Genomic DNA, 22,690 nt, shown 5'->3' with positions numbered 1-22,690 from the left:
TGGCAAGCCACAGCATAACCCGACTCAACGGGTGCTGATCACCAGACGACTGCTCTGTTTGACCTCTTCCATCACCACATAGGTGCGAGTGTCGTTGACACCGGGCAGACGCAGCAGGGTTTCCCCCAGCAGACGGCGATAGGCCGACATGTCGCTGACTCGGGTCTTGAGCAGATAGTCGAAATCGCCGGAGACCAGATGGCACTCCTGGATCTCCTCGAGCACCTGAACAGCCTTGTTGAACTGTTCAAACACATCGGGGGCACCGCGATTGAGGGTAATTTCCACGAATACCAGCAGAGACGCGTCCAGATAATGAGGGTTCAGAATGGCGGCATACCCTTCGATATACCCTTGTCGCTCGAGGCGACGAACCCGTTCCAGACACGGTGTAGGACTCAGGCCAACTCGTTTGGACAACTCAACGTTCGAAATTCTGCCATCCTTTTGCAGCTCATTCAGAATGTTGCGGTCAATCCTGTCCAAATCCTTTAGCCGACTCTTAGCTTCCATCATTTATTCCATCCTTTGGCTATTTTTTGGTAAGAATCACCAGTCATTTTATAATTATGGTCACAAATCCTGTCAATACCTGAATATGCAAGGCGCAAATGTTGCCAAACTAGCTTGCAACATAAACCACCAATCGATAGTCGAGGGATAGCATGATTATCGGTGTACCTAAAGAAATAAAAAACCATGAATACCGCGTAGGCATGGCTGTGGCCAGTGTACGTGAACTGACAGCACGAAACCATACTGTTTTCGCCCAAAGCGGCGCAGGAAGCGGCATTGATTCAGGTGGTGCAGATTATCGCGCTGCCACTGCCGCTATTTTGTCCTGCATTGCAGCAATTTTCACCGCGGCCAGCGTATCCATCAGACTCAAAACATAACGCCTCCCCTTCCCTGCGTCTTCGTCGCAACTGCCCGGCAATGATTTGGCATTCGCCCTGCAGGATAACGGGGGGTTAGCCATCATAAATGTGCCTATCGGGGGAGCAGCCAACACGCGCTTCCACCTCGTGTCAGTGCGCAGCCGTATTAGGTGACCCCGTACTCATGAGGCAGCCATGGCCTGAGGCGCTGTGCGACAAAGCACCGGCAGCGAGGGCCACTGCGCCAAAACTTGTCAATCGCGTCTAGATCGCCGCCACACCAGCGGACAGGATCAGCCTGGCGGGCAACGCCCGCTGGCAAACGCGGCTGCAAGCTCCCTTCCCCACCTTTTCAATAGGAATGCGTGCCACGTTCGGGAAGCGCCAGCGGATACCAGCTGCGACCTCTCACATCACCATGGCGAGAGAGCCATTATGCTCCTTATCAAGGCGCGCCAAACCCGGTTGTGGAGCCTTCCGCGACAGGACAGGTTTTCAGCCCTTTCTTACTCCCCTCCCACCCCACCAGCCGATTGATGCAATCGACTCACTGGCCTTTGACCCCTTATCACGAATTACCTACAATCGCGCAAACTCATCACGTCTCGGAAATCACATCATGAGCCAAGTCACTCATAGCAAACTGCTGATCTTAGGGTCAGGCCCGGCGGGTTACACTGCCGCCGTCTATGCCGCCCGTGCCAACCTCAATCCGCTGCTCATCACTGGCATGCAGCAAGGCGGTCAGCTGACTACCACCACCGAAGTGGAGAACTGGCCCGGTGACCCCGAGGGTCTGACCGGTCCGGCCCTGATGGAGCGCATGAAAGAGCATGCGGAGAAGTTCGACACCCGCATTCTGTTTGATCACATCAATGAAGTGCAGCTGACCCAGCGTCCGTTCCGTCTCAAGGGCGACAACGGCGAATACACCTGTGATGCGCTGATCATCGCCACCGGTGCCTCCGCCAAGTATCTGGGCCTGCCTTCCGAAGAGGCCTTCAAGGGCCGCGGCGTCTCCGCCTGCGCCACCTGTGACGGCTTCTTCTATCGCAATCAGGAAGTGGCCGTGGTCGGCGGCGGCAACACCGCCGTGGAAGAGGCGCTCTATCTGGCCAACATCGCCAAGAAGGTGCACCTCATTCACCGTCGCGACGAGTTCCGTGCCGAGAAGATCCTGATCAAGCGCCTGCACGACAAGGTGGCCAGCGGCAATATCGTGCTGCACACCCACCAGACTCTGGACGAAGTGCTGGGCGACGACATGGGGGTGACCGGCGTGCGCCTGCGCAACACCCAGAACGACACCACCACCGACCTGCCACTGATGGGCGTCTTCATCGCCATCGGTCACCAGCCCAATACCCAGATCTTCGCCGACCAGCTGGATATGCAAAACGGCTATTTGAAGGTGCGTGGCGGCCTCGACGGCTTCGCCACCCAGACCAGTATCGAAGGGGTATTTGCCGCCGGTGACGTGGCCGACCACACCTACCGCCAGGCCATCACCTCGGCCGGTACCGGCTGTATGGCCGCCCTCGATGCCGAGCGCTATCTGGACGCGCAATAAGCACAAGGGATATAAAAGGCATGCCGCGAGGCATGCCTTTTTACTTTAAGGAGCCGGATGAAACAGAAAATATTGATAGTCGAGGACAGTCTGACCATTCGACGGATGCTGATCCAGGCCATTGCCCAGCAAACCGGGCTGGAGATCGATGCATTCGATACCCTGGAGGGTGCCCGCCACTGTCGGGGAGAAGAGTACGTGGTTGCCCTGGTGGATCTGACCCTGCCGGATGCCCCCAGCGGGGAAGCGGTCAAGGTATTGCTGGAGCGGGGCTTGCCGGTGGTGATCCTCACTGCCGATATCAGCGAGGAGAAGCGCGCAGCCTGGCTGGAGGCTGGGGTGCTGGACTATGTGATGAAGGATTCACGCCACTCCCTGCAATACGCCGTCAGCCTGGTTCATCGCCTCTACCTCAACCAGCGCATCGAAGTCCTGGTGGTCGATGATTCACGCACCTCCCGCCACCGCACCATGGCCCAGTTGCGCAAACAACTGCTGCAGGTGCATGAGGCGAGCCACGCCCGCGAGGCCCTGGCCCAGCTCGAACAGAACCCGGCCATTCGGCTGGTGCTGGTCGACTACTACATGCCAGAAATTGACGGGATCAGCCTGGTACGCATGCTGCGCGAGCGTTACAGCAAGCAGCAGCTCGCCATCATCGGCATCTCGGTGTCGGACAAGCGCGGCCTCTCCGCCCGCTATCTCAAGCAGGGCGCCAACGACTTCCTCAACCAGCCGTTCGAACCGGAAGAGCTGCAATGCCGGGTCAGCCACAACCTGGAAGCGCTGGAGCAGTTCAACAGCATTCAGGAGTCGGCCAATCGCGACTACCTGACCGGGCTCTACAACCGGCGCTACTGGTTCAATGAAGGACAGAAATGGTTCGAGGAGCACCAGCGTCAGGAGACGCCGCTTGCGCTGTGCGTGCTCGATGTGGATCACTTCAAGCAGGTCAACGATCACTGGGGTCATGCCATCGGCGATCAGCTGCTCTGCCACCTCACCCGGCTGCTCACCCAGTTCTTCCCAGATGCCATGATCGCCCGTTTTGGTGGCGAGGAGTTTGCCCTGATGGTGCCCCACTGCACCGTGCCGGTGCTGCTCAAACGGCTGGAGGGGCTGCGCCAGCAGATGCGCCAGCAACCGCTGTCCAGGGAGACGCCGCTGTTTGTACGCGCCAGTTTCGGCGTGATCAAGGTCGGGCGCGGTTCCATGGACGAGGCACTGAGCGAGGCGGATCGCCTGCTCTATCAGGCAAAGAACACCGGCCGTGACAAGATAGTGTCGCAGGACTCATCGGCCTGACGTTACCTCGCCAGATGTTCTCCGTGTAGTACCCGCCCGACAGCTTGCCCAGCCGGCAGCGTGTCGGGTCACTTCTCCCCCCTTGATGACCGCCTGAGCCAGCGCCTGCTTCAATAGGTCTTGTCGACCCGCACACCATCGTCGAAATAGAGGATGCGCACCTTGTCGCCGTTCATGAACACCATGGCCGGATCGTAATCCTGAATGACGTTCACCAGCCCGTTTTGCTCGTTGCGAATAAGCAGCTCCACCAGCTTGTTCTCCACCACGGTGCCGCCCGATTGATACTGCTGCGCCGCGGCCGCCCCCGCCAATGCGCCGACAGCAGTAGCGATTTCACGGCCATGACCGCCACCAAACTGGTTGCCAAGCAGACCGCCCAGGACGGCGCCACCCAGGGTTTTCCAGCCGGAGTGTTCTGACTCCAGAATTTGGCGCTGGGTGATGTTGCGCACCGTTTCGACCTGGCCAAACACCACCTGATTCACGGGTCTTGCCGTATTGCGCTCGTAGACCTGCGCCCAGGCGGGCGCAGTGACAAAGCAAAACAAGCTGGATACTATCAGGATAATGGCCTTCATCTATGAACCTCGTTATCTTATGTCTCGCTATCTTACCCAATTGGATGATGAGCTGTGCTGGTTTCCCGACCCCGAGCATGCCCTGGAGGAACCCAACGGCCTGCTGGCGATCGGCGGGGATCTCTCCCCTGCCCGCTTGCTGGCAGCTTACCACAAGGGGATCTTCCCGTGGAATGAACCCCACCAGCCGCTGCTATGGTGGTCACCGGATCCCAGAGGCGTCATCCGGCCGGAACAGCTGCATATCGGTCGCACCCTGCGCAAATTTATCCGTGGTACCTCATTCGATATTTCCATCGATCGCGCCTTTAATGAGGTTATAACGGCCTGCGCCGCGCCCCGTCGCAGTGCCAGTGGAACCTGGATCAGCACACCCATGATCGACGCCTATCGACAATTGCACCGCCTTGGCCATGCGCACTCCATCGAGATCTGGCAGGAGGGTCAGTTGCAAGCCGGCCTCTATGGCCTCTCCCTCGGCCGGGTGTTCTGCGGCGAGTCCATGTTCAGTCGTATCGACAACGGTGCCAAACTGGCCATGGTGGCGCTCTGTCGACACTTCGCCCGCCATGATGGTGCCTTGATCGATTGCCAGATGCAGAACGATTTTTTGGCCACCCTGGGAATAGAAGAGTGGCCGAGACGCCAATTTTTGACGACGCTGGCACAACTGAGCCGACAATCGCTGGCGGCCAATTGCTGGCAAACGGGGAACATTTTGTTATGACCGAAGAAGTGATCCTCAAGGTAGGACTGACCCCGAAGCATCAATGCAGCTATCTGGGTCATGAGCAGGAGCAACTGCTGGTGTTGATGGATCATAGCCTGCTCAATGCCAGCGGCTACGAACGGCTGCTGACGGCCGGCTTTCGGCGCAGCGGCAACGACATCTATCGTCCCCACTGCCCTGCCTGCAATGCCTGCCAGTCCCTGCGCATCCACAGCGAGCGCTTCGTGCCGAGCCGCAGCCAGAAGCGGATCCGCCAGCTCAATCAGGATATCGAGCTGGTACTCAGCTACGACGACAAGCCCGAGTACTATCAGCTCTATGAGCGCTACATTCGCGAACGCCATCATGACGGCAGCATGTATCCCCCCAGCCGCACCCAGTACAAGGGCTTCCTGCACTGTGACTGGATGCCGCCCCTCTATCTGGAAATGCGCAAGGATAACCGGCTGATCGGAGTCGCAACCACGGATCTGCTGCCCCACTCCCTCAGCGCCATGTACACCTTTTTCGACCCCGCCCATGCCGATCGCTCTCTCGGTACCTTCGCCATTCTGAGTCAGTTGGAACTGGCCAGAAGAACCGGCCGCAGCTGGCTATATCTGGGCTATCTGGTGGAGGAGTGCCGCAAGATGAATTACAAGCGCCAGTATCTGCCCCATGAACGATTGATACAGGGGGAATGGAAAAATATCGACAGCAAGCCCGAGTAAACTTTACACATAGCCTTAAATCCGGCATGATCCAGCGGATTTTTTGTTGTGGCTTATCAAGAGGATTCAATGGCTAAAGAAGACAGTATTGAGATGCAGGGCACTATTCTCGAAACCCTGCCCAATACCATGTTCCGTGTGGAACTGGAGAATGGTCACGTGGTTATCGCTCATATTTCCGGCAAGATGCGCAAAAACTACATCCGTATCCTGACTGGGGACAAAGTAACGGTAGCTCTGACTCCGTACGATCTCTCCAAGGGACGTATTGTTTTCCGCTCTCGCTAAGCCAGGAATTCAGCAAAAAACCCCAACCTTCCGGTTGGGGTTTTTTGTGGTTTTCCAACAGCGTTAAGCTTAGTGGGAAACAGCTTCAACATTGACTTGATAGTCAAAGCTGAGGCTGTCATTTATCAACTCAACCTTCACTACCCCCCCATCGACCAAGGATCCGAACAGGATCTCATTGGCAAGGGGTTTCTTGAGGTGTTCCTGGATGACCCGCCCCATGGGTCTCGCTCCCATGGCCCTGTCATATCCCTTCTCGGCCAACCAGTGGCGGACCCCCTCGGACACTTCAAGAGACACGCCCTTGGCATCCAGTTGTACCTGCAACTCGACGATGAACTTGTCGACCACCTGATGTATCACCTGCATATCCAGATGGTTGAACCAGATGGTGTGATCGAGCCGGTTGCGAAACTCCGGGCTGAACGTCTTGTTGATCACCGCCATGGCATCGTGGCTCATATCCTGTTGCTGGAAGCCGATGGATTTGCGCTGGGTCTCCTGCACGCCGGCGTTGGTGGTCATCACCAGGATCACGTTGCGAAAATCCGCCTTGCGCCCGTTGTTGTCGGTCAGGGTGCCGTTGTCCATCACCTGCAGCAGCAAGTTGAACACATCCGGGTGCGCTTTTTCGATCTCGTCCAGCAGCACCACTGAATGCGGGTGCTTGAGTACAGAATCGGTCAGGAGTCCACCCTGCTCAAAGCCGACATAACCGGGAGGCGCCCCGATCAGGCGGGAGACGGTGTGGCGTTCCATGTACTCCGACATGTCAAAGCGCAGCACCTCGACGCCGAGCGCCTTGCCCAACTGCTGAGTGACCTCGGTCTTGCCGACCCCGGTCGGGCCGGCAAACAGGAAACAACCCACAGGGCGACGCTCATTACCCAAGCCCGAACGTGACAAACGAATGGAATCGGTCAGCACCTCAATGGCTTTGTCCTGACCAAATACCACCATCTTGAGATTACGCTCCAGATTCTTCAGCACTTCCTTATCAGAAGAGGAGACTGATTTCTCCGGGATGCGGGCAATCTTGGCCACGATGGCTTCGATCTCCTGCACATTGATCACTTTCTTGCGCTTGCTCGCCGGCAGCAGCCGTTGCCCGGCACCGGCTTCGTCGATCACGTCGATCGCTTTGTCAGGCAAATGGCGATCATTGATGTACTTGGCAGAGAGCTCCACCGCGGCGCGGATGGCCTTGACGGTGTAGCGCACCCCGTGGTGAGCTTCATAGCGACTCTTGAGACCCATCAGGATGCGGGTGGTGTCATCCACACTGGGCTCGACGATATCGATCTTCTGGAAGCGACGCGCCAGAGCACGGTCCTTCTCAAAGATCTGGGAGTATTCCTGATAAGTGGTGGAGCCGACACAACGCAGCAAGCCATTGGAGAGCAGCGGCTTGATGAGGTTGGCCGCATCCAGCTGACCACCAGAGGCAGCACCAGCCCCTATGATGGTGTGGATCTCGTCGATGAACAGGATCGCCCCTTCCTGGCGCTCGATCTGCTTGAGCAGCACCTTGAGGCGCTTCTCGAAATCGCCGCGATACTTGGTCCCCGCCAGCAGCGAGCCCATGTCCAGGGAATAAATGGTGCTGCCCGCAATCACCTCGGGCACATCGCCCTTGACGATACGATAGGCCAGCCCTTCGGCGATGGCCGTCTTGCCGACCCCGGCTTCACCGACCAGCAAGGGGTTGTTCTTGCGACGGCGGCAGAGCACCTGGATGGTACGATTGAGCTCCTGATCCCGTCCAATGAGCGGATCGATACGCCCTTCCAGCACCAACTGATTGAGGTTGGTGGCAAAGCTTTCTATCTGAGCGGCAGACACATCGTCGTCGGACTCGGCATTGTTGTTGCTGTTGTCCGGCTTGCTGTCTTTGCGCACGCCATGGGAGAGGAAATTGACCACATCCAGTCGGCTGATCTCGGCCTTTTTCAGGAAGTAAGCGGCCTGGGACTCCTGCTCGCTGAAAATGGCAACCAGCACGTTGGCACCACTGACTTCCGTGTTGCCCGATGATTGAACATGGAACACGGCGCGTTGCAGCACCCGCTGGAAGCCCAGTGTGGGCTGGGTTTCACGATCTTCATCGTCACGGGGAATAAGCGGGGTTGTTTGACTGATGAATGCGCTGATCTCTTTGCGCATCAGCTCCACGTCAGCACCACAAGAACTCAGCGCCTCATGAGCTGAGCTGTTATCCAGCAGGGCTAACAACAGGTGCTCGACAGTCATGAATTCGTGGCGCTCGTCACGGGCCAGTTTGAAAGCCTCGTTCAGCGTCTTTTCTAGATCTTTATTCAACATAGGCACCTCCCCTAGTACAGCAACAATGTGGTGTCGTCATCGCCATCAAGTCATCAGATTCAAGCCTTTTCCATGGTACACAGCAGTGGATGTTCGTTGTTACGTGCATAGGTGTTGACCTGGACCACTTTGGTTTCGGCAATCTCAGCGGTGAACGTGCCACAGACTCCCTTACCACTATAATGCACGCTCAGCATCACCTGAGTGGCCTTGTCCAAATCCATACCAAAGAACTTTTGCAGCACCTCCACCACGAACTCCATCGGTGTGTAGTCGTCGTTGTTCAGGACGACCTTGTACATGGGTGGCGGTTGCAGCTTGGTTTTCTCTGCTTCTGCAATCTCTTCATTAGCAAAGAGTTCTTTCTGCTTGCTCATAATCGCGCTTTGGTACCTCTAGATTACTACCGCCTAACACAAGATTGTCAATAGACTTGTTAACCAGATCACATCAGTTGTTAACAACTCCTTGACTCGCTCAAAAGTTAGACTAGATTGGTTACTTGCTAATCGGCGCCCGTCTGCTATGGGCTATACTACTAGTTATAAAGGGCTGGCGCAGGTTACTCAACGACTTCAAGGTAATCAATAAAAGGATGTAGATGTATGGCAACCGGAACAGTCAAGTGGTTTAACAACGCAAAAGGATTTGGGTTTATCTGTCCGGAAGGAGGTGGTGAAGATATCTTCGCCCACTACTCCACGATACAAATGGAAGGCTACAAGACGTTGAAAGCAGGTCAAGCAGTCAACTTTGAACTGCAGCAGGGGCCGAAAGGCAATCACGCCTCTGTCATTGTGCCAAACGAAGCACAGAACATGTAAGAGTCGAACTGGATAAATAAAAAAACCGGCAAGCCGCAAGGTTGCCGGTTTTTTTATTGCTGCGATTAACAGGAGAAGCTCGCTCCCCCAAGCAGACTAGAAGGAGATCATTGCGCGTTGTCGTGATAGTCCTGACAGGCGCTCAGGGTATTTTCCATCAGGCTGGCAACCGTCATGGGGCCAACCCCACCCGGTACAGGCGTGATGAAGGAGGCATGATTACGCGCGGTCTCAAACTCAACGTCACCAACCAGTGAGCCGTCCGCCAGCCGATTGATGCCCACGTCGATCACCAGTGCCCCCGGTTTGACCCACTCACCTGGAATGAAGTTGGGTTTGCCAACCGCCACCACCAGCAGGTCGGCACGGCGAACCTGATCTTCCAGATCCTGGGTGAAACGGTGACAGGTGGTGGTAGTACAACCTGCCAGCAGCAGCTCCAGCGTCATCGGCCGACCAACGATGTTGGATGCCCCGACTACCACTGCATGCAGACCGTGCGTTTTTACACCGGTCGCTTCAATCAAGGTCATGATGCCTTTGGGCGTACAGGGGCGCAGTGCCGGAATACGCTGTGCCAGCCGACCCACGTTGTAAGGATGGAAACCATCCACGTCCTTGTCGGGGCGAATACGCTCCAATACCTGAGTCGTATCGCAGTGAGCCGGCAAGGGGAGCTGTACCAGAATACCGTCAACGTCTGCGTCTTCATTCAGCTTATCGATCAGTGCCAGCAACTCTTCCTGGCTCGCCGTCGCATCCAGATCATAAGAGCGGGAGATAAAACCCACCTCTTCACAGGCGCGCCGCTTGCTGCCGACATAGACCTGCGAGGCAGGATCCACCCCGACCAGGATGACCGCCAAGCCCGGCGCCCGTTTTCCTTGTGCCAACCGCTGTTGGACTTGCGCTGCGACCTGATTGCGAATCGTTTGCGCAACCTGTTTTCCATCAATGATTTTGGCAGACATCGTTCTTCACTCACCATGTGTTCAACTGCCGCGCATTGTCGCATTTTTTTGCCACGGGTGTTAGCGGCTCTCGCATGGAGGGCAATAAGTAGGCATTTGAATTCATTGGTGGAAAAATTCGTTGACGCTGGCTTTCCCGCTTGGGTATGATGCCGGCCCGTTGCCCAGTACAGCCGCTGTCGCTATGCTGGAGACGAGATTTTCGGTGATTAGCGCAGCCCGGTAGCGCATCTGGTTTGGGACCAGAGGGTCAAAGGTTCGAATCCTTTATCACCGACCAGGTTTTTCGACATGCCGCCAGGCTTGTCGAGGCAATGCGCCCTTAGCTCAGTCGGATAGAGCAACGGCCTTCTAAGCCGTGGGTCGCAGGTTCGAATCCTGCAGGGCGCGCCATTGATGACATGCATCTCCCCGATGCAAGCATTGATGGGTATCTTCAGTGGTGGCTGTAGCTCAGTTGGTAGAGTCCCGGATTGTGATTCCGGTTGTCGTGGGTTCGAGCCCCATCAGCCACCCCATTATCCCTTTCAGAAAACATCCAATCTTATCTATTTAAATCCGGTAGAAATAACCCTATCTTATTGCGTCCTGACGGTTGCCTGTACAGTGTCGGTACGGGTGGTGTGTGTGGCGTAATGGCAACGTCACGACCTGCACTCCAGATACGACCGTTTGTTGCGCCTCGAGAAAAACCACCAAGAACAAACGATTGTGCTCAATGACGAGCAAATCGCCTGCTCGATCAGCATTACCCGGACGAACCGGTGGAGCAGATGCAAACAGGTCTGGACAGCTACCTAGAACACTACAACAAACAGTGGTCTTGTCAGGGCCTAATGATGGAGGGACAGGCCCCCTTATTGCATGCTCAAGAAGGCTCTGAAATTGGTACCGAAGAAGGTGCGCTCTTAGAGTGGTGTAAGCAAGACACCGGTTTGAGACCGGTGTCAGGTGGTAACTATATTTGTGCATGCTACAACCAGCTTACCAACTGCCAGCAATACTCTTTAACATGCAGCTAAACAGCTATGAAAAAGGTGTGCACCCCATATTCTCACTGGATGTCTATCGCACCTTGCTAAACTCTTAACCATATCTTTCTTTCATATACTTCTTTACCGATATTGCATTGTTAAACTTATATGTTCCATCGCCGACCCCATCCTCTGTGCCACTTAAAACTGGATCCAAAGTTTTTGCCTTATCAACAGAGTATTCTCCTCCAGCGTTCTTTTTATAAATTTTAACTTCAAAATTTGTCTCATCAATCCCTTCTGCCTGATGCTTGTTATGCCATGAAACTATAGTTCCTATATGATTAACACCTTTCAGAGTAAAGAAAAAAACGCTCCTGAGATTCGGGCAATCGCCGTTCTCACATATTTTATCTAACTCATAACGTGATGATTTATCATATATAACCATAGATAATGGGCAGTTTATATCATCATTTTTCTCAATTTTAACGCTCGCTGTATCATTACTTATCCTATAGGGCCCTTGAATAAGATCAGCTGCATTCACAAACAAAGCGGGAAAAATTAAATTTAAAATGAAAAAACCATACTTCCTCATTATGACCTCACAAATTTTCACTCACTATTATCAATGCCTACTAGGTAATATCGGTTCAAGCAGTTGCTGACGGGGAAAATTAGTCTGCGTAACTACAACGGCCAAGTGGAGGAAGTCATAGCGTATGTAAGCGCCATAAACAAACTGAATACCCTGGGCCTGCCAGTCAGAAAGCCCCGAGTGTAGCGGTCACCCGGGGCTGGGGAAGTGATGACTTGATGGTTGATTTGGGCAACAACGCCGTCAGGTGATAACTAGATCTGTACAGCCTACGGGCTCTATAAACCTTGCCTTATTTATGCACCATAGTTATCCATAAGATAATTTTTAATTTTTTGGGCATTATCTAATGAATAATTTTGCTTTTTACCATTTTTTATAATCTGGTAGCCAGAAAGAGCATCATCAGTTTCTGAGCTTAAATTTAGTTCATATTTTCCCTCTTTACTTTTCCGATATATTTTAATCTCATAAAAATAAGGATATTCTATACCATCACTTTCATAATTTACATTCCAGCGAAGAAGTATAACAACATTCCTCTCTTTATTTACAGGAGCAAAAAAAACAGACATTAATTCCACTGGTGCATCTGAATGATAAAAAGTATCAATCAAAACATTTTGTGTTCCCTTAGGTGACTCATACTCAAGATAAAACTCTATATCGTTTTTATCTGAAGTACTTTGAAAGCAGATATATCCTTCATTGAAGGATATATCTCTAAAAGGGCCCTGAACAATTGCGTTGTTGTTATTACCACATGCATGTGCATATGTTGAAAATAAAAACATTAAGATAATAAATAACCTACTGGAAATACTAGTCATATCACTCTCCCCTAGCCAACTCTTCTTCAATAAATTTAGCTTCACCTTCACGGCGGTCTCTTAGTCCCCGTTGGTTCGCCCATAATCTTCTCATACTCCTCAGCCTGGAAGGTATATTTTTAATATTCCCTTTAGAAAAATCATCACCTATTTCTCTCATTTCACGACGGCTATCTATTGAGTCCCCGATTTTCGGTTTTTTTAATGATGGACCTCTGTTATAAACCAATGACAATATAGCACCAGCACTATCTGGAGGTAGGTTAATAGCTTGTGGGTAAGTGTTGACAACAACTTGGCAGTATCGTTCCTTTAAACGCATTGCCATATCTAGAGCTCGGTCTTTATCAATTGAAATATCAGATAATTCATGAACAATAGCCCGAGCATTATCCCCTTTTTTACCAATTGCAGTTAACAAACGTTCCACCTGTGCTGCAGTATAATAGTCACTCAACATAGTCCGTGCTGATGAGCTTTCCTGTTGCCCTAAATCGTACCCATAACCAATAGTAACGCCACTTGACTGGTCTCCTTTGGGAACATATGGTTTGGGCATGTATGCCTCCCAAGACAATATAAACTCCGCAGATTTTTTAGAGATTTTATAAATCCCAAGAGTGGTATTAAAATCGATTGTATCTCCGCTTGGGCGTCGCTCTGTTATTAATGCCATTATTCCTATTGGTGAAAAATGCCAAACCTCCTTTTCAAGATTCAACTTGGCAGCACTCTGCATCCACTCCAGCTTATCGATACGCTGTTTTTCATGATCAACCAATAAATCAAAATCTGGCAGGCCAATCTTGGTCATAAGTTTATCTAGCCATAGATAACTACTGGCTGATGATTTTTCATACCATTCACTGGGATGCTTGACGATTAGCTTCTGAAGTTTTTCTGCATTGCTGCTGTTTTGCAGGGCAGCCTGTATCTCTTCGCTGCTAAGTTCACCATTGCCATCGGAATCGAAGCTCTTGACCAGATCGGCGAAAAAGGTCGGAGGGGCATCGGGATCCAGATAACCGTCGGAACCTGAACCATCAACCTTTTTAAAACCAATCTTCAGCCAGTCGTGCTGGCTCAAAAGAGCCACTTGCTCTTTCTTGACATATTTTCCTGACGAGACACAGAGCCACTCCTGCTTGGCAGCGTCTTTTTCAAGCTCGGGTGATTCAATCAGAGCCTCCAAGCTTTTGTCAGCAGTAGCTACCCAGAGATCTTTACCATCCTGCTTTTTCTTTTCGTATAAGACGAGTTCCGCCGGGACCTTGGCATAGGTAGCACCGCCTTTTGTTCCAGCCTTGTTGGCCAGCACATCGTCAAGACGAGGATCCTGGGTGAAGACTTCAAGATGGACTTGATACTTGCTCTTTTTGCCTCCAATCAGAGAGCCTGGCGTTTCCACCAAGCCGAGATAGCCTATGGTCTCACCTGCGGCAATGGCCACGGGAGATGGCAACACATAGAGTTCGCCAAGATGGGAGGGAGGAAGCGTATTTGCCTTGATATATTTGTCTTCGACGCATACCCAGGCGACACCACAACTACTTGGCACACCGTCCACACTCGGCGTCACATATTTGCATCTGGCCATCTTGCGCGCCTTGTCACCATCCCAATGGAATTCGAGTTGGTGTGCATCATACTGCAACTTGGTACCGGCAGGCAGAGAAACACTTTTCTTTCCCACCACCGGACGACCTGTAGGTCCATCAACTCCAGGATCCGCACGGCCAACCATATTAGTCAGCAGTTCCGCCTCTATCTGATCGAATAGCCAGGTAGGCAGGTTGGGTTTAATCACCTCAACAGCGGCCGGACTATTGGCGATCCAGACCGAACTCCCTTGACTGACCACAACACCGGCCTTCTCAGCCTCTTTCATCTGGGTATTGGACAGCTGACTCTTGATCGTCACCTTGATGAAATCATACTCCTTGCCCCCAACGCTCCCCTTTTGAGGAGGCGTGTTACTGTCCATTTCCAGTTCGGTATCTTTAGGTAGCGTGAAGCGCGGCAAGGTAGCATCAACACGCTGCTGCTCGGCATCGGGATTGGCATGGGGAACGGAATTGCGCGCATTCCACCCCTTCTTCAGTACCAGCTTCTCGGTACTTTGGTACTGATCCCAAGGCAGCAGATGCATATAGAGCGAGTAGAAGGTGAACTCATTTTTCGCCTTGGTCTCTGTATTCACTTCACAATATTCATGCTGTACCAGGCAGAAGCAGTTGGAATAACGCAAGGACTCCCCCTGAAATTCAGAGGTCAAGTAATCCTTCATCATCCGGAATGCCACCACCTTGCCATCGGCCATGGCTCTGACAGGGTACTTATCCTTGCACCAAGGGGCACTCTTGTCGCTGATATGAATGCCACCGTGCCATTTGTTATGGTTGCCAAGAAGATAGTGACCCAATTGCTCGCTATTGATCAGCGCCGTCAGCGCCTTGGCATCTTTGAACTCTTCCCCTGTGGCAGTGAGGATGGGAAATGCAAACTTCATGCTGTTTCCTTATTCAGAAAAGAGGTAGAACGCACCGGGCTTCTCTTCTTTCAAGAGCGCCTCCATCGCCTTCTCGGTGGGGATGGCCTTGATGAGTTCGACCAGTTCGGGAGCCTTGACCACTTCTACCCCCTTGGGCACTACGGGGGCCTTGCCAGCCCAGCCAGAGCCTGAGCCTGCGCTACCGCCGGCATTGAGCTTGATGGCAGGCCCCACCAGCTTGATGCCGCTCGGGTCAACTTTCACAAAGCTGCCGCCTCCCTTGAGGGTGATCTCGGAACCCGCCTCCAGCACCAGCTTGTCACCCACCTTGATATGCACTTCCTGACCGGCCTCCACCAGTAGCGACTGCCCCAGCTTCTGGTGCAGGCTGGCATCCACCGTCAGCGAGTAGTCGGCTTTTATCTGGTCGCGCTTCTCACCCTCCACCGTCAGGTGGTCGTTGGCCTTGATACGGGTCACCCGCTCGTTGTCGATATCGGTGTGCTGGTCGTACTTGATGTGCCAGGCGGCGTCGTTCTCTATCAACACGTTCAAGTCTTTCTGACCGTGGATGTAAATCTCTTCCTGCCCCGCCTGGTCTTCAAAGCGCAGCTCGTTGAAGCCCTCACCCTGGTGGGTTTCCGTGCGCAGCACGGTGCGGGTCTTGTTGGCTGGCAGCTCATACGGTGGCCGGTTGGTGGCGTGGTAGGTGCGACCAGTCACGATGGGCTGGTCGGGGTCCCCTTCCAGAAAGCTCACTATGACCTCGTGCCCGATGCGCGGGATGGCCATCATGCCGTACTGACCGCCGGCCCAGCCCTGGGAGACTCGCACCCAGCAGGAGCTCTGGTCGTTGGAGCTGCCGTAGCGGTCCCACGGGAACTGCAGCTTCACCCGGCCGTGCTCGTCGCAGTAAATCTCCTCCCCGTCGGGGCCCACCACCATGGCGATTTGCGGGCCATCCACCATCGGCTTGTGAGGGGCTTCCGGGCTGCCGATGCGTGCCCGCCAGGTGGTGCTCGCTTTTACTACCCCGAATTCGTTGTGGTAGACGGTGGGGCCGCTGCCCCCCTCCTCTTCCAGTGCCTGCGGCTGCAAGCCGGTGTGCTGGATGCGCACGATTTGCCAGTCGGTGTTGAGGCTGCCGTTGGGGTGTTCGGTGAGCGAGAAGCTCTGCCCCGGCTGCAAGGCCGCGCAGTTGGACTTAGCCTGGCCCGCCACCGCATCGTTGCGCAGGGCATCCAGCCGATGTTGGGCAAAGGCCTTGCCGCTGCCATCCTGCTTGTAGCGACCCGGATAGTCGAAGTGCTGGTAGGTATCGCGTTGATGCTCGAGCTCCGCGCCTTGCTTCTTGTGGGAGAGACCGTATGCCGGCGTCTTGAAGCTGTAGTCTTTGAGCTCCACATCGCTTGGGCGCACTGCCTCGCGGTAGTGGAACTGGCGCACATAGAGGCCTTGCTCGAGGGAACGGTTACCGAGGTTGAAGAAGAGCTCGGGGCCAGCAGTCAAGGCGGCTGCGTCATCGGCAAACACGATGCGGTGCTTGCCCGCTTCAAACTCGTGGAAGTAGAACATCCCCTCTTCGGCGGCGAGCCGGTTGAGGAACTCGAGGTCGGTTTCCCGGTACTGAACGCAGTATTCCCGCTTGGCGTGCTCGTTTTTCAGGGCAAAGGCGTAGTCGGTGATGCCGTGCTCTTGCAGCAGGATGGAGAGGATTTCATCGGGCTTCTGCGCCTGGAAGATGCGGGAGTTCTGGCGCAAAGAGAGACGCCACAGCGCCGGCAGCACCATGAGCTGATAGCGGGTGCGGCGAAAGCCACTGTCACCCTGCGCGAAGTCACTGACCACCCCGCACACCCGACGTTGCAGCTCGCCGTTGTACCACACCAGCAGCTCGCACGGCTGGTCCAGCACGGCGCCAAAGTCGATGTCGGGCTGGGCGCTTGCCAGCTCCAGGCGCAGGTTGAACGGGCGGTTGAGCGCTTCATCCAGCGCAAACTCGGCCACCACAAAGGTGCTCTCGGGCAGGGCCCCCACCTTGACGGTAAATTGTAATCCTGTGCTGTCTGCCATGAAGCGCTCCTTAACCTGCCTGTCCGCTACCTGAACCAATCACCACGCCGCCGCAGCCGACGGCGGTACCGGTCACGGCGATGGGCTTGCCATTGACCAGCACAGAGCCGACGCCGCCCGAGATGCTGCGCGGATGCGGTGGATTGTTGGGTTTGTCGTGGGGGGCCAGCGGATCACCCTGGCGAGCCACCGGCTTGCCATCGAGGAACACATCCGGGCTGGCGGCAATCACGGGTGATGGGTGGAAACCATCGTGGTCGGTACCGATGTCACCGAGCAATGCAATAGAAGGACACATCTGGATTCTCCGTGGGGCAACCATGGTGCAAGCGCAGCCTGGTGCAGAGACAGTTGGAACGGCGACCCAGCAGCCTCCATGCCATGGCAAAGTCGCCCACAATCACATTAAAAATCAGGCAATTACGATTCAATCTCGTTGAGCCTGACAAATCTGCTGCAATCCATTGCGCAAGACAGGGCAAGTTTCCCGGCAAACCTTGCCTTGCCAGTCAAACTCACCACATCTTGCGCAATTTCTTGCTCAAGGCAGCACTTTCAGCTACCAGAAGCGCCCTGTTGCAGCTGATAGAGGCGGATATTGAGCGCTTTCAGATCATTTTCCAGGCTTTTTAGCTCGGCAGCCGTGATGGGCTCCTGGGAGGCTTTTCTCGCCTCCAGTTCACCGAGACGCAGACTGAACGGGATGTTCTGCATCAGGTTCTTCTGCACTTCATAGAGCTGGGATTTGAGGTAGGAGATGGTCACCGTCTTGCGCTGGCGCTCCAGCTCCAGCAGCTGATCAAGCAGGGCATCCACCCCGGCGCGGGCATCCAGGTAGGTGGGTACGCTGATGACATCCCCCTGCTGGCCGCCAAGCTGCGTCCGCCACTGCTTGTCCAGCGCCTTGACCGCCAGCGAGTCGGGATAGAGCATCAAGAGCGAGTTGCGCAGCCCCTCGCCGTAGCGATACCAGTAGAGCGGCGACGTCTGCTCGAGCCGGGTCAACTGGTTCTGGTAGCGGGCCACCAGATCGCTCTCCATGTTCTGCAGGGTCTGCTCCCCCAGCACGATGCGCGCCTGACGAATGTCGTCATAACTGAGGGCTCGGGGCAGCTCGGCGGCCGGCTGCACCAGACGCTGGGCCGCCACGGTTTTCTCCTGCTGATGCTGCTGCCAGCCGAGCCAGCCCATCACCGGCAGGGCGCAGCTGAGCAGGCCGCAGCCAAACCAGAACCAGGCCGGACGCTGCCGACGGTGCTGCTCTATCTTGAGCACGGTGGGCTTGACCTGCCCCTTCTCGCGCCCCACCAAAATGCTGCCCTGGGGCAGGTGCGGGGTCGATGCCGAGACCGTGCCGCCGTGATCACTCTCCATGTCTGACTTGAAGAACACCATGGGCGGGATCTGCAGCTCCTCCTTGAGGCCCGGCTCGTCAGAGACGATGACGATCTCGGTCTCGTCAAAGAGGTGGGTATACCCCTCGATGAAGTGCACCAGATTCTCGACCCGGGGAATGCGGCTCAGATCCGCGTTGTGCAGCTTCTCACTGATGAGCTGCAGCGCCCGCTCGCAGCGATAGATCAGCCGCTTGTCCTCGTGGCTGATCTGGTACTGGCGAATGACGTCGCTGATGCGGGCGATGAACCAGTCGAGCATCTCGATGCGGGCCCGCTCCTGATGGACCGGCGGCCAGAAGCTCTCCCACTGGGTGACGATGAGATTGGCGAGAAACTCGCACCCTTCGGTAAAACCGCTGAGCCCCTGCAGGCGCGAGCGCGCCAGGGTGAAGTAGATGGCGGTCTGCAGATCTACCCCGTGTTTTTCGAAGATAAGGCTGGCGAGCTGATGGATCCGCTGCCAGTCCACCTCGGGGCGCGAAGCGTGGCTGAGTTTGTTGATCTCGGCCCGCAGCGCCTCGTACTCCGGCAGCATCCTGGGGTCGCGCCCCACTTTCAGGGCCTGCTGACCTTGTTGATTCTGTGACATATGGACTTCCAACGCAGGAAGGGGGCACAACGTGCCCCCGACGCGATCAATAGAGGGATTCGGGCAGTCTGAACTGGCTGAACAGGCCGCCGGTGAAGGGGTTTTGCGCGCTGTCGGTGTAGACGCGATAGGTCATGGCACCCTGATCCACCGGGAAGCGCACATCGAAGGTGGCGTCATTGACCTGGGTCAGCTCCCCCTTGTCCATCAGGCGGAACATGGCCCAGGGGCCGACGAAGCCTTCGCTGCGTGGTGAGCGCTCGCGGGCGGCCGGCACCAGGGTGATCTTGCTCTCGGCCCCGTCGCGCATGGTGTTGGGCCACACCAACGGGATCTTGGTACGACGGCCATGGGCATATTCCAGCAGCTGGCCGTCCAGGTTCAGCACGCTGCGCCGCTTGTTGGCGGTGAGCTCGATGGGCTCGAGGGCGAACTGCACCTCCAGGTTGCCCTGCAGGCTGAAGAAGATCTGACGGATGCGGGCCGCACGGTCCAGCTGCTTGACCAGCTCGGCTTGGATGGGCGAGCTGAACTCCCCTTCCATCAGGCCGCTCTCCACCATGGGCTTGAGGTTGACCTGATAGAAGCTGTCCAGCGTCCCGTTAGGTGCGAAGAAGCGCTCCATCTCCGAGAGGGGCACATCCTTGTTCGAGCTCGGATCAAACGGATAACGACCGGCCAGCTGGCTGTTGAAGGGGGCCAGCACCTTGTCCTGCCACTCCTGGTTGAGGGAGGACATGGCCAGGTCGATCACCAGTCGCGAGCTCTGCTCGGAGAGCTGACCCACCCAGCGATCGAGCGGGGCCGGCAGACTGCGGGCATATTGCTGCAGGGCGAACACCGGATCGGCGTACTTGTTGGTCATGCGCAGTTGCACCGCTTTCAAGGCGGACTGGCCCGGCTCGGTGGCGTTGACGATGAGCTCCAGGTAGTGCTGCAGCTCCACCAGCTTCTGGTTGACCTCGGAGATGAGCGGCCCCTGCTCGCCGCGACCGCTGAGCGCCGCATTGGTGGCCATGAAGGGTCGACCGATGCGGGCGCTGATGGCCTGGGCCGGGTCCCCTTCCACGTCGGAGATCTTGCGAATGCGGGTGTTGTCATCCAGCGAGGCCAGTACCCGCTGGAACGGCTGATCGTTGCCGGTGATAGCGGCGAGCACGTCCAGCGCCTGCTCCGGGCTCTCCAGGGTCTGCACGTCCAGATTGGTCAGCAGTTTTTGCCACTGGTTGACGTAATCGGTGACGTAACGGTCGTTGACCTGACGGGTGATCTCCTTGCGATCCGCCTCGCTCAGCTGGCTCAGCTTGCGCTGGCCCAGCACCCAGGCATCCATCGCGGTGAGATCGATGAGCGCCTTGTCCTGCTTGAGGAAGAAGTCGTTGAAACCGGGCCAGGTGAGCAGCCGCGGCACTTGGCCGGCGTTGTCGCTGCGCAGGGCAAACACGGTGTCGAAGGTGGGGCCCACCTCGTCACGCACGTTGAGATCCGGCGGCAATACATCGCCCGCCTTCACCACCAGATTCTGGTAGACCCGCTGATACATGGGCAGCTTGCCGAGCTCGCGCTGGGCACCGTAGACCGGTTCCTTGAAGGGCACGAAGGCGGTGATGGCGGCCTGATCCCGCTCGGCCCTGGCGCCATACCAGTTGGTGTGGTCGAGGGCATAGTCCAGGTGCCCCATCAGCTGCTCCTGCACCGCGCCCTGCCCCGGGAAGGCCTTCTGCCAGCGGCTCGCCATGTACTGCGCCACCAGATCCTTGTTGCGACCGGACGCATCGTCCAGCATCCGCATCACCCGCAGGATGGCGAGCTTCTCTTCGCTGCCGGCAGGCGCCTGGTTGAGATCGGCAAGCAATCCCTGCATCTGGGCCGGCAGGAAGCGCAGGCTCAACAGTTGCAGGTAGGAGCCTTCCACATAAGGACCAATCTCGTCCCCCTGGTAGAGGCCGAGGTCGGCCACCAGCGGCATCCGCTCGCGGTAGTTGCCAAAGGAGAGGGTCGCCTCGCGAATGAGGTTGAGGCGCGGCAGCTGGCTCACGCCGAAGGCGTGGGCGTCGGCCACCTCGTTGGTCTCCATGAAGGCCTGGGCCTTGGTCAATACGTTGCGACCCGCCTCCTCGTTGACCCGGTAGAAGTAGTGCCAGCCACCGATGAGGGCGGCCGAGAAGAGCGACAGACAGCTCAGACCGATGGCCATGCGGCGCCGGCGATAGAGGGTGTGCAGCCGGTTCTCGCCGGCCAGATGGGCCTCCGGGAAGATGATGGAGGAGAACAGCTGGCGCACGAAATAGGTGTTGGACTCCCCGCGCAGGGCCGAGTGGATGGGCTCTGGCAGGTTGTAGCGGCGGGAGGCCGCCTGGGCAAACGCATCGAACGGCACCCCTTGCTGATAGACAGAGCTGACATAGACCCCGCGCACCAGCAGTGGCTTGCTCTCCTCAATGGCCAGGGTCTCGGCCAGCAGGCTGGTCACGTAATCCTTGAGGCCCGCCAGCTGGCGCACGAACGAGAACAGCGCGTTGCGCTGGGCGGCATCGAGCCGGCTCAGCATCAGTTCGGGCAGATTCTGGTTGAGGTTGTCCACCCACTGATCCCAGAACTGGGCCAGATCCTGTTGCCAGTCGGCACCCGGCTTGAAGGTCACCCCCAGCACGGCCTCGCGGGCCTCCTTGTCGAGCTGCTGGTAGATCACCTCAAAGCCGCGCAGCAGATCGAGCTTGGTGAAGGTGACATAGAGCGGCAACCGGGTATTCATGGTGGCCGACACCTCCTGCAGGCGCGAGCGCATCAACTGGGCATAGGCCTTGCGTTCGGCCACGCTGGCGTGGGAGAGCCAGGCCAGATCCACGGTCAGCACCAGGCCGTTGAGGGGCTGGCGACGACGGTGTTCATTGAGCCAGCCGAGCAGGTGCAGCCAGAGCCGCTCATGCTTGCGGGCCTGTGGATCCAGTTCGGCTTCGCTCTGGGAGAGCAGCACCCCGGCGGGATCCAGCATCACCGCCTGTTCCCCCAGCCAGCAATCCACCAGCTGATCCTGCGCCACGTCGCGCAGCTCGGTATCGAGTCTCGGGTTGAGCTTGTTGGCCGGGTTGGCGCGGTGAATGAGGCTGCTCTTGCCGCTGCCGGGCAGACCCAGCACCAGATACCAGGGCATGGCGTAGAGCGCCCCCTTGCCCAGATGGGTATTCAACGCCTGCAGCCAGCGATCGAGGAACAGCGCCTGCCTGTCGATGAGCCCCTTCACCGGGTCCTGCTCCAGCACCACCTCGTGCTGACGCTCGGCCTTGAGCTGCTGCATCTTGCGCCACACCCGCCAGGAGACCACTCCCAGCAGCAACCAGAGCCAGAGCAGGGTGAACACCACCCGCCCCCACAGCGGCTCGAACGGCTTGGCGCCGCGCACCTCGAGACGAGGGCCCAGCCACCACACCAGGATGAGAGCCAGCCCCCAGAGCACAGCACCGAGCAGGGGCCAGGAGGGTTTCAATTTCGGCAGCTGTTGCCGCAGAAAAGTAAAAATGGTTTTGAACATAAAATGTGATCCAACTCCGACTCA

General features: G+C 56.2%; 19 protein-coding genes, 3 tRNA genes and 2 pseudogenes. 12 read left to right on the top strand and 12 right to left on the bottom strand.

Annotation, left to right across the window (positions count from 1 at the left end):
• Nucleotides 1-24 precede the first annotated feature (24 nt).
• A complete protein-coding gene (gene lrp / locus QLG02_RS19820) occupies nucleotides 25-516 on the bottom strand; it encodes a leucine-responsive transcriptional regulator Lrp (RefSeq protein ID WP_005300047.1) in 492 nt (163 codons plus the stop codon).
• Nucleotides 517-665: 149 nt separating this feature from the next.
• Between lrp and QLG02_RS19815 the strand changes: the two genes are divergently transcribed.
• The 3 genes from QLG02_RS19815 to QLG02_RS19805 all read left to right on the top strand — a co-directional run bounded on the left by QLG02_RS19815 (nucleotide 666) and on the right by QLG02_RS19805 (nucleotide 3,753).
• Complete coding sequence (locus tag QLG02_RS19815; RefSeq protein ID WP_103828270.1) at nucleotides 666-896, top strand: alanine dehydrogenase; 231 nt, start codon at nucleotides 666-668, stop codon at nucleotides 894-896.
• A gap of 601 nt (nucleotides 897-1,497) precedes the next feature.
• Complete coding sequence (trxB, locus tag QLG02_RS19810; protein ID WP_017409663.1) at nucleotides 1,498-2,448, top strand: thioredoxin-disulfide reductase; 951 nt, start codon at nucleotides 1,498-1,500, stop codon at nucleotides 2,446-2,448.
• 57 nt (nucleotides 2,449-2,505) lie between these two features.
• Entirely contained in the window at nucleotides 2,506-3,753 is a 1,248-nt protein-coding gene (locus QLG02_RS19805) for a response regulator (protein ID WP_011705738.1), read from the top strand.
• A 110-nt stretch (nucleotides 3,754-3,863) separates the two neighbouring features.
• Here the strand turns inward: QLG02_RS19805 and QLG02_RS19800 are convergent, their stop codons facing one another.
• Nucleotides 3,864-4,334, bottom strand: coding sequence for a glycine zipper 2TM domain-containing protein (locus QLG02_RS19800; protein ID WP_011705737.1), 471 nt, complete (start codon nucleotides 4,332-4,334; stop codon nucleotides 3,864-3,866).
• Nucleotides 4,335-4,353: 19 nt separating this feature from the next.
• Between QLG02_RS19800 and aat the strand changes: the two genes are divergently transcribed.
• From aat to infA, 3 genes are all read left to right on the top strand, one after another.
• Nucleotides 4,354-5,061: a leucyl/phenylalanyl-tRNA--protein transferase gene (gene aat, locus QLG02_RS19795; protein ID WP_282465963.1), complete on the top strand. Its 708-nt coding sequence runs from the start codon at nucleotides 4,354-4,356 to the stop codon at nucleotides 5,059-5,061.
• The gene (locus tag QLG02_RS19790) at nucleotides 5,058-5,774 is read left to right on the top strand and encodes an arginyltransferase (RefSeq protein ID WP_011705735.1); all 717 of its coding nucleotides are present in this window, start codon (nucleotides 5,058-5,060) and stop codon (nucleotides 5,772-5,774) included. The genes aat and QLG02_RS19790 overlap by 4 nt, the downstream gene beginning before the upstream one ends.
• 69 nt (nucleotides 5,775-5,843) lie before the next feature.
• The gene (gene infA, locus QLG02_RS19785) at nucleotides 5,844-6,062 is read left to right on the top strand and encodes a translation initiation factor IF-1 (protein WP_005300033.1); all 219 of its coding nucleotides are present in this window, start codon (nucleotides 5,844-5,846) and stop codon (nucleotides 6,060-6,062) included.
• Nucleotides 6,063-6,131: 69 nt separating this feature from the next.
• On the opposite strand, the gene clpA is transcribed toward infA, so the two are convergent.
• Together clpA and clpS are read right to left on the bottom strand one after the other, a co-directional pair.
• Complete coding sequence (gene clpA / locus QLG02_RS19780) at nucleotides 6,132-8,384, bottom strand: ATP-dependent Clp protease ATP-binding subunit ClpA (protein WP_016350452.1); 2,253 nt, start codon at nucleotides 8,382-8,384, stop codon at nucleotides 6,132-6,134.
• Nucleotides 8,385-8,443: 59 nt separating this feature from the next.
• On the bottom strand, nucleotides 8,444-8,761 hold the full coding sequence (clpS, locus tag QLG02_RS19775) for an ATP-dependent Clp protease adapter ClpS (protein ID WP_005300028.1): 318 nt from the start codon (nucleotides 8,759-8,761) through the stop codon (nucleotides 8,444-8,446).
• Nucleotides 8,762-8,989: 228 nt separating this feature from the next.
• Here clpS and cspD point away from each other — a divergent pair, with 228 nt between their 5' ends.
• On the top strand, nucleotides 8,990-9,208 hold the full coding sequence (cspD, locus tag QLG02_RS19770) for a cold shock-like protein CspD (RefSeq protein WP_005300025.1): 219 nt from the start codon (nucleotides 8,990-8,992) through the stop codon (nucleotides 9,206-9,208).
• 107 nt (nucleotides 9,209-9,315) lie between these two features.
• Here the strand turns inward: cspD and folD are convergent, their stop codons facing one another.
• Nucleotides 9,316-10,179, bottom strand: coding sequence for a bifunctional methylenetetrahydrofolate dehydrogenase/methenyltetrahydrofolate cyclohydrolase FolD (folD, locus tag QLG02_RS19765; protein WP_017411050.1), 864 nt, complete (start codon nucleotides 10,177-10,179; stop codon nucleotides 9,316-9,318).
• 203 nt (nucleotides 10,180-10,382) lie between these two features.
• Here folD and QLG02_RS19760 point away from each other — a divergent pair.
• The 4 genes and pseudogenes from QLG02_RS19760 to QLG02_RS19745 all read left to right on the top strand — a co-directional run.
• Nucleotides 10,383-10,459 (top strand) — tRNA-Pro (locus tag QLG02_RS19760).
• 36 nt (nucleotides 10,460-10,495) lie between these two features.
• A tRNA-Arg gene (locus tag QLG02_RS19755) sits at nucleotides 10,496-10,572 on the top strand.
• Between the two features lie 49 nt (nucleotides 10,573-10,621).
• Nucleotides 10,622-10,697, top strand: a tRNA-His gene (locus tag QLG02_RS19750).
• Between the two features lie 240 nt (nucleotides 10,698-10,937).
• Nucleotides 10,938-11,091: pseudogene (locus QLG02_RS19745) on the top strand (IS481 family transposase); the annotation flags it as partial.
• 174 nt (nucleotides 11,092-11,265) lie between these two features.
• On the opposite strand, the gene QLG02_RS19740 reads toward QLG02_RS19745, so the two are convergent.
• Nucleotides 11,266-11,754, bottom strand: coding sequence for a hypothetical protein (locus QLG02_RS19740; RefSeq protein ID WP_282465962.1), 489 nt, complete (start codon nucleotides 11,752-11,754; stop codon nucleotides 11,266-11,268).
• A gap of 48 nt (nucleotides 11,755-11,802) precedes the next feature.
• Here QLG02_RS19740 and QLG02_RS19735 point away from each other — a divergent pair.
• Nucleotides 11,803-11,940, top strand: a pseudogene (locus tag QLG02_RS19735) (IS5/IS1182 family transposase); the annotation flags it as partial.
• 110 nt (nucleotides 11,941-12,050) lie between these two features.
• Here the strand turns inward: QLG02_RS19735 and QLG02_RS19730 are convergent.
• The 6 genes from QLG02_RS19730 to tssM all read right to left on the bottom strand — a co-directional run bounded on the left by QLG02_RS19730 (nucleotide 12,051) and on the right by tssM (nucleotide 22,666).
• Nucleotides 12,051-12,584 (bottom strand): hypothetical protein, encoded by a 534-nt coding sequence (locus tag QLG02_RS19730; RefSeq protein ID WP_282465961.1) that lies wholly within the window; start codon nucleotides 12,582-12,584, stop codon nucleotides 12,051-12,053.
• Between the two features lies 1 nt (nucleotide 12,585).
• Nucleotides 12,586-15,093 carry a pesticin C-terminus-like muramidase gene (locus QLG02_RS19725; RefSeq protein WP_282465960.1) on the bottom strand — a complete coding sequence of 836 codons (2,508 nt, stop codon included), beginning with the start codon at nucleotides 15,091-15,093 and terminating at the stop codon, nucleotides 12,586-12,588.
• A gap of 9 nt (nucleotides 15,094-15,102) precedes the next feature.
• Nucleotides 15,103-17,148 (bottom strand): type VI secretion system tip protein TssI/VgrG, encoded by a 2,046-nt coding sequence (tssI, locus tag QLG02_RS19720; protein ID WP_282465959.1) that lies wholly within the window; start codon nucleotides 17,146-17,148, stop codon nucleotides 15,103-15,105.
• A gap of 10 nt (nucleotides 17,149-17,158) precedes the next feature.
• Nucleotides 17,159-17,446 carry a type VI secretion system PAAR protein gene (locus tag QLG02_RS19715; RefSeq protein ID WP_017411057.1) on the bottom strand — a complete coding sequence of 96 codons (288 nt, stop codon included), beginning with the start codon at nucleotides 17,444-17,446 and terminating at the stop codon, nucleotides 17,159-17,161.
• A gap of 257 nt (nucleotides 17,447-17,703) precedes the next feature.
• Complete coding sequence (locus QLG02_RS19710; RefSeq protein ID WP_282465958.1) at nucleotides 17,704-19,134, bottom strand: VasL domain-containing protein; 1,431 nt, start codon at nucleotides 19,132-19,134, stop codon at nucleotides 17,704-17,706.
• Nucleotides 19,135-19,180: 46 nt separating this feature from the next.
• Nucleotides 19,181-22,666 carry a type VI secretion system membrane subunit TssM gene (gene tssM / locus QLG02_RS19705; protein ID WP_282465957.1) on the bottom strand — a complete coding sequence of 1,162 codons (3,486 nt, stop codon included), beginning with the start codon at nucleotides 22,664-22,666 and terminating at the stop codon, nucleotides 19,181-19,183.
• Between the last annotated feature and the right edge of the window lie 24 nt (nucleotides 22,667-22,690).

Origin of the sequence: Aeromonas sp. V90_14, from assembly GCF_029967615.1 — a bacterium.
Taxonomy (GTDB): Bacteria; Pseudomonadota; Gammaproteobacteria; order Enterobacterales; family Aeromonadaceae; genus Aeromonas; species Aeromonas hydrophila.
Note: the sequence above shows the minus strand (reverse complement) of the source record. Positions and strands in the feature narration are given on the sequence as shown.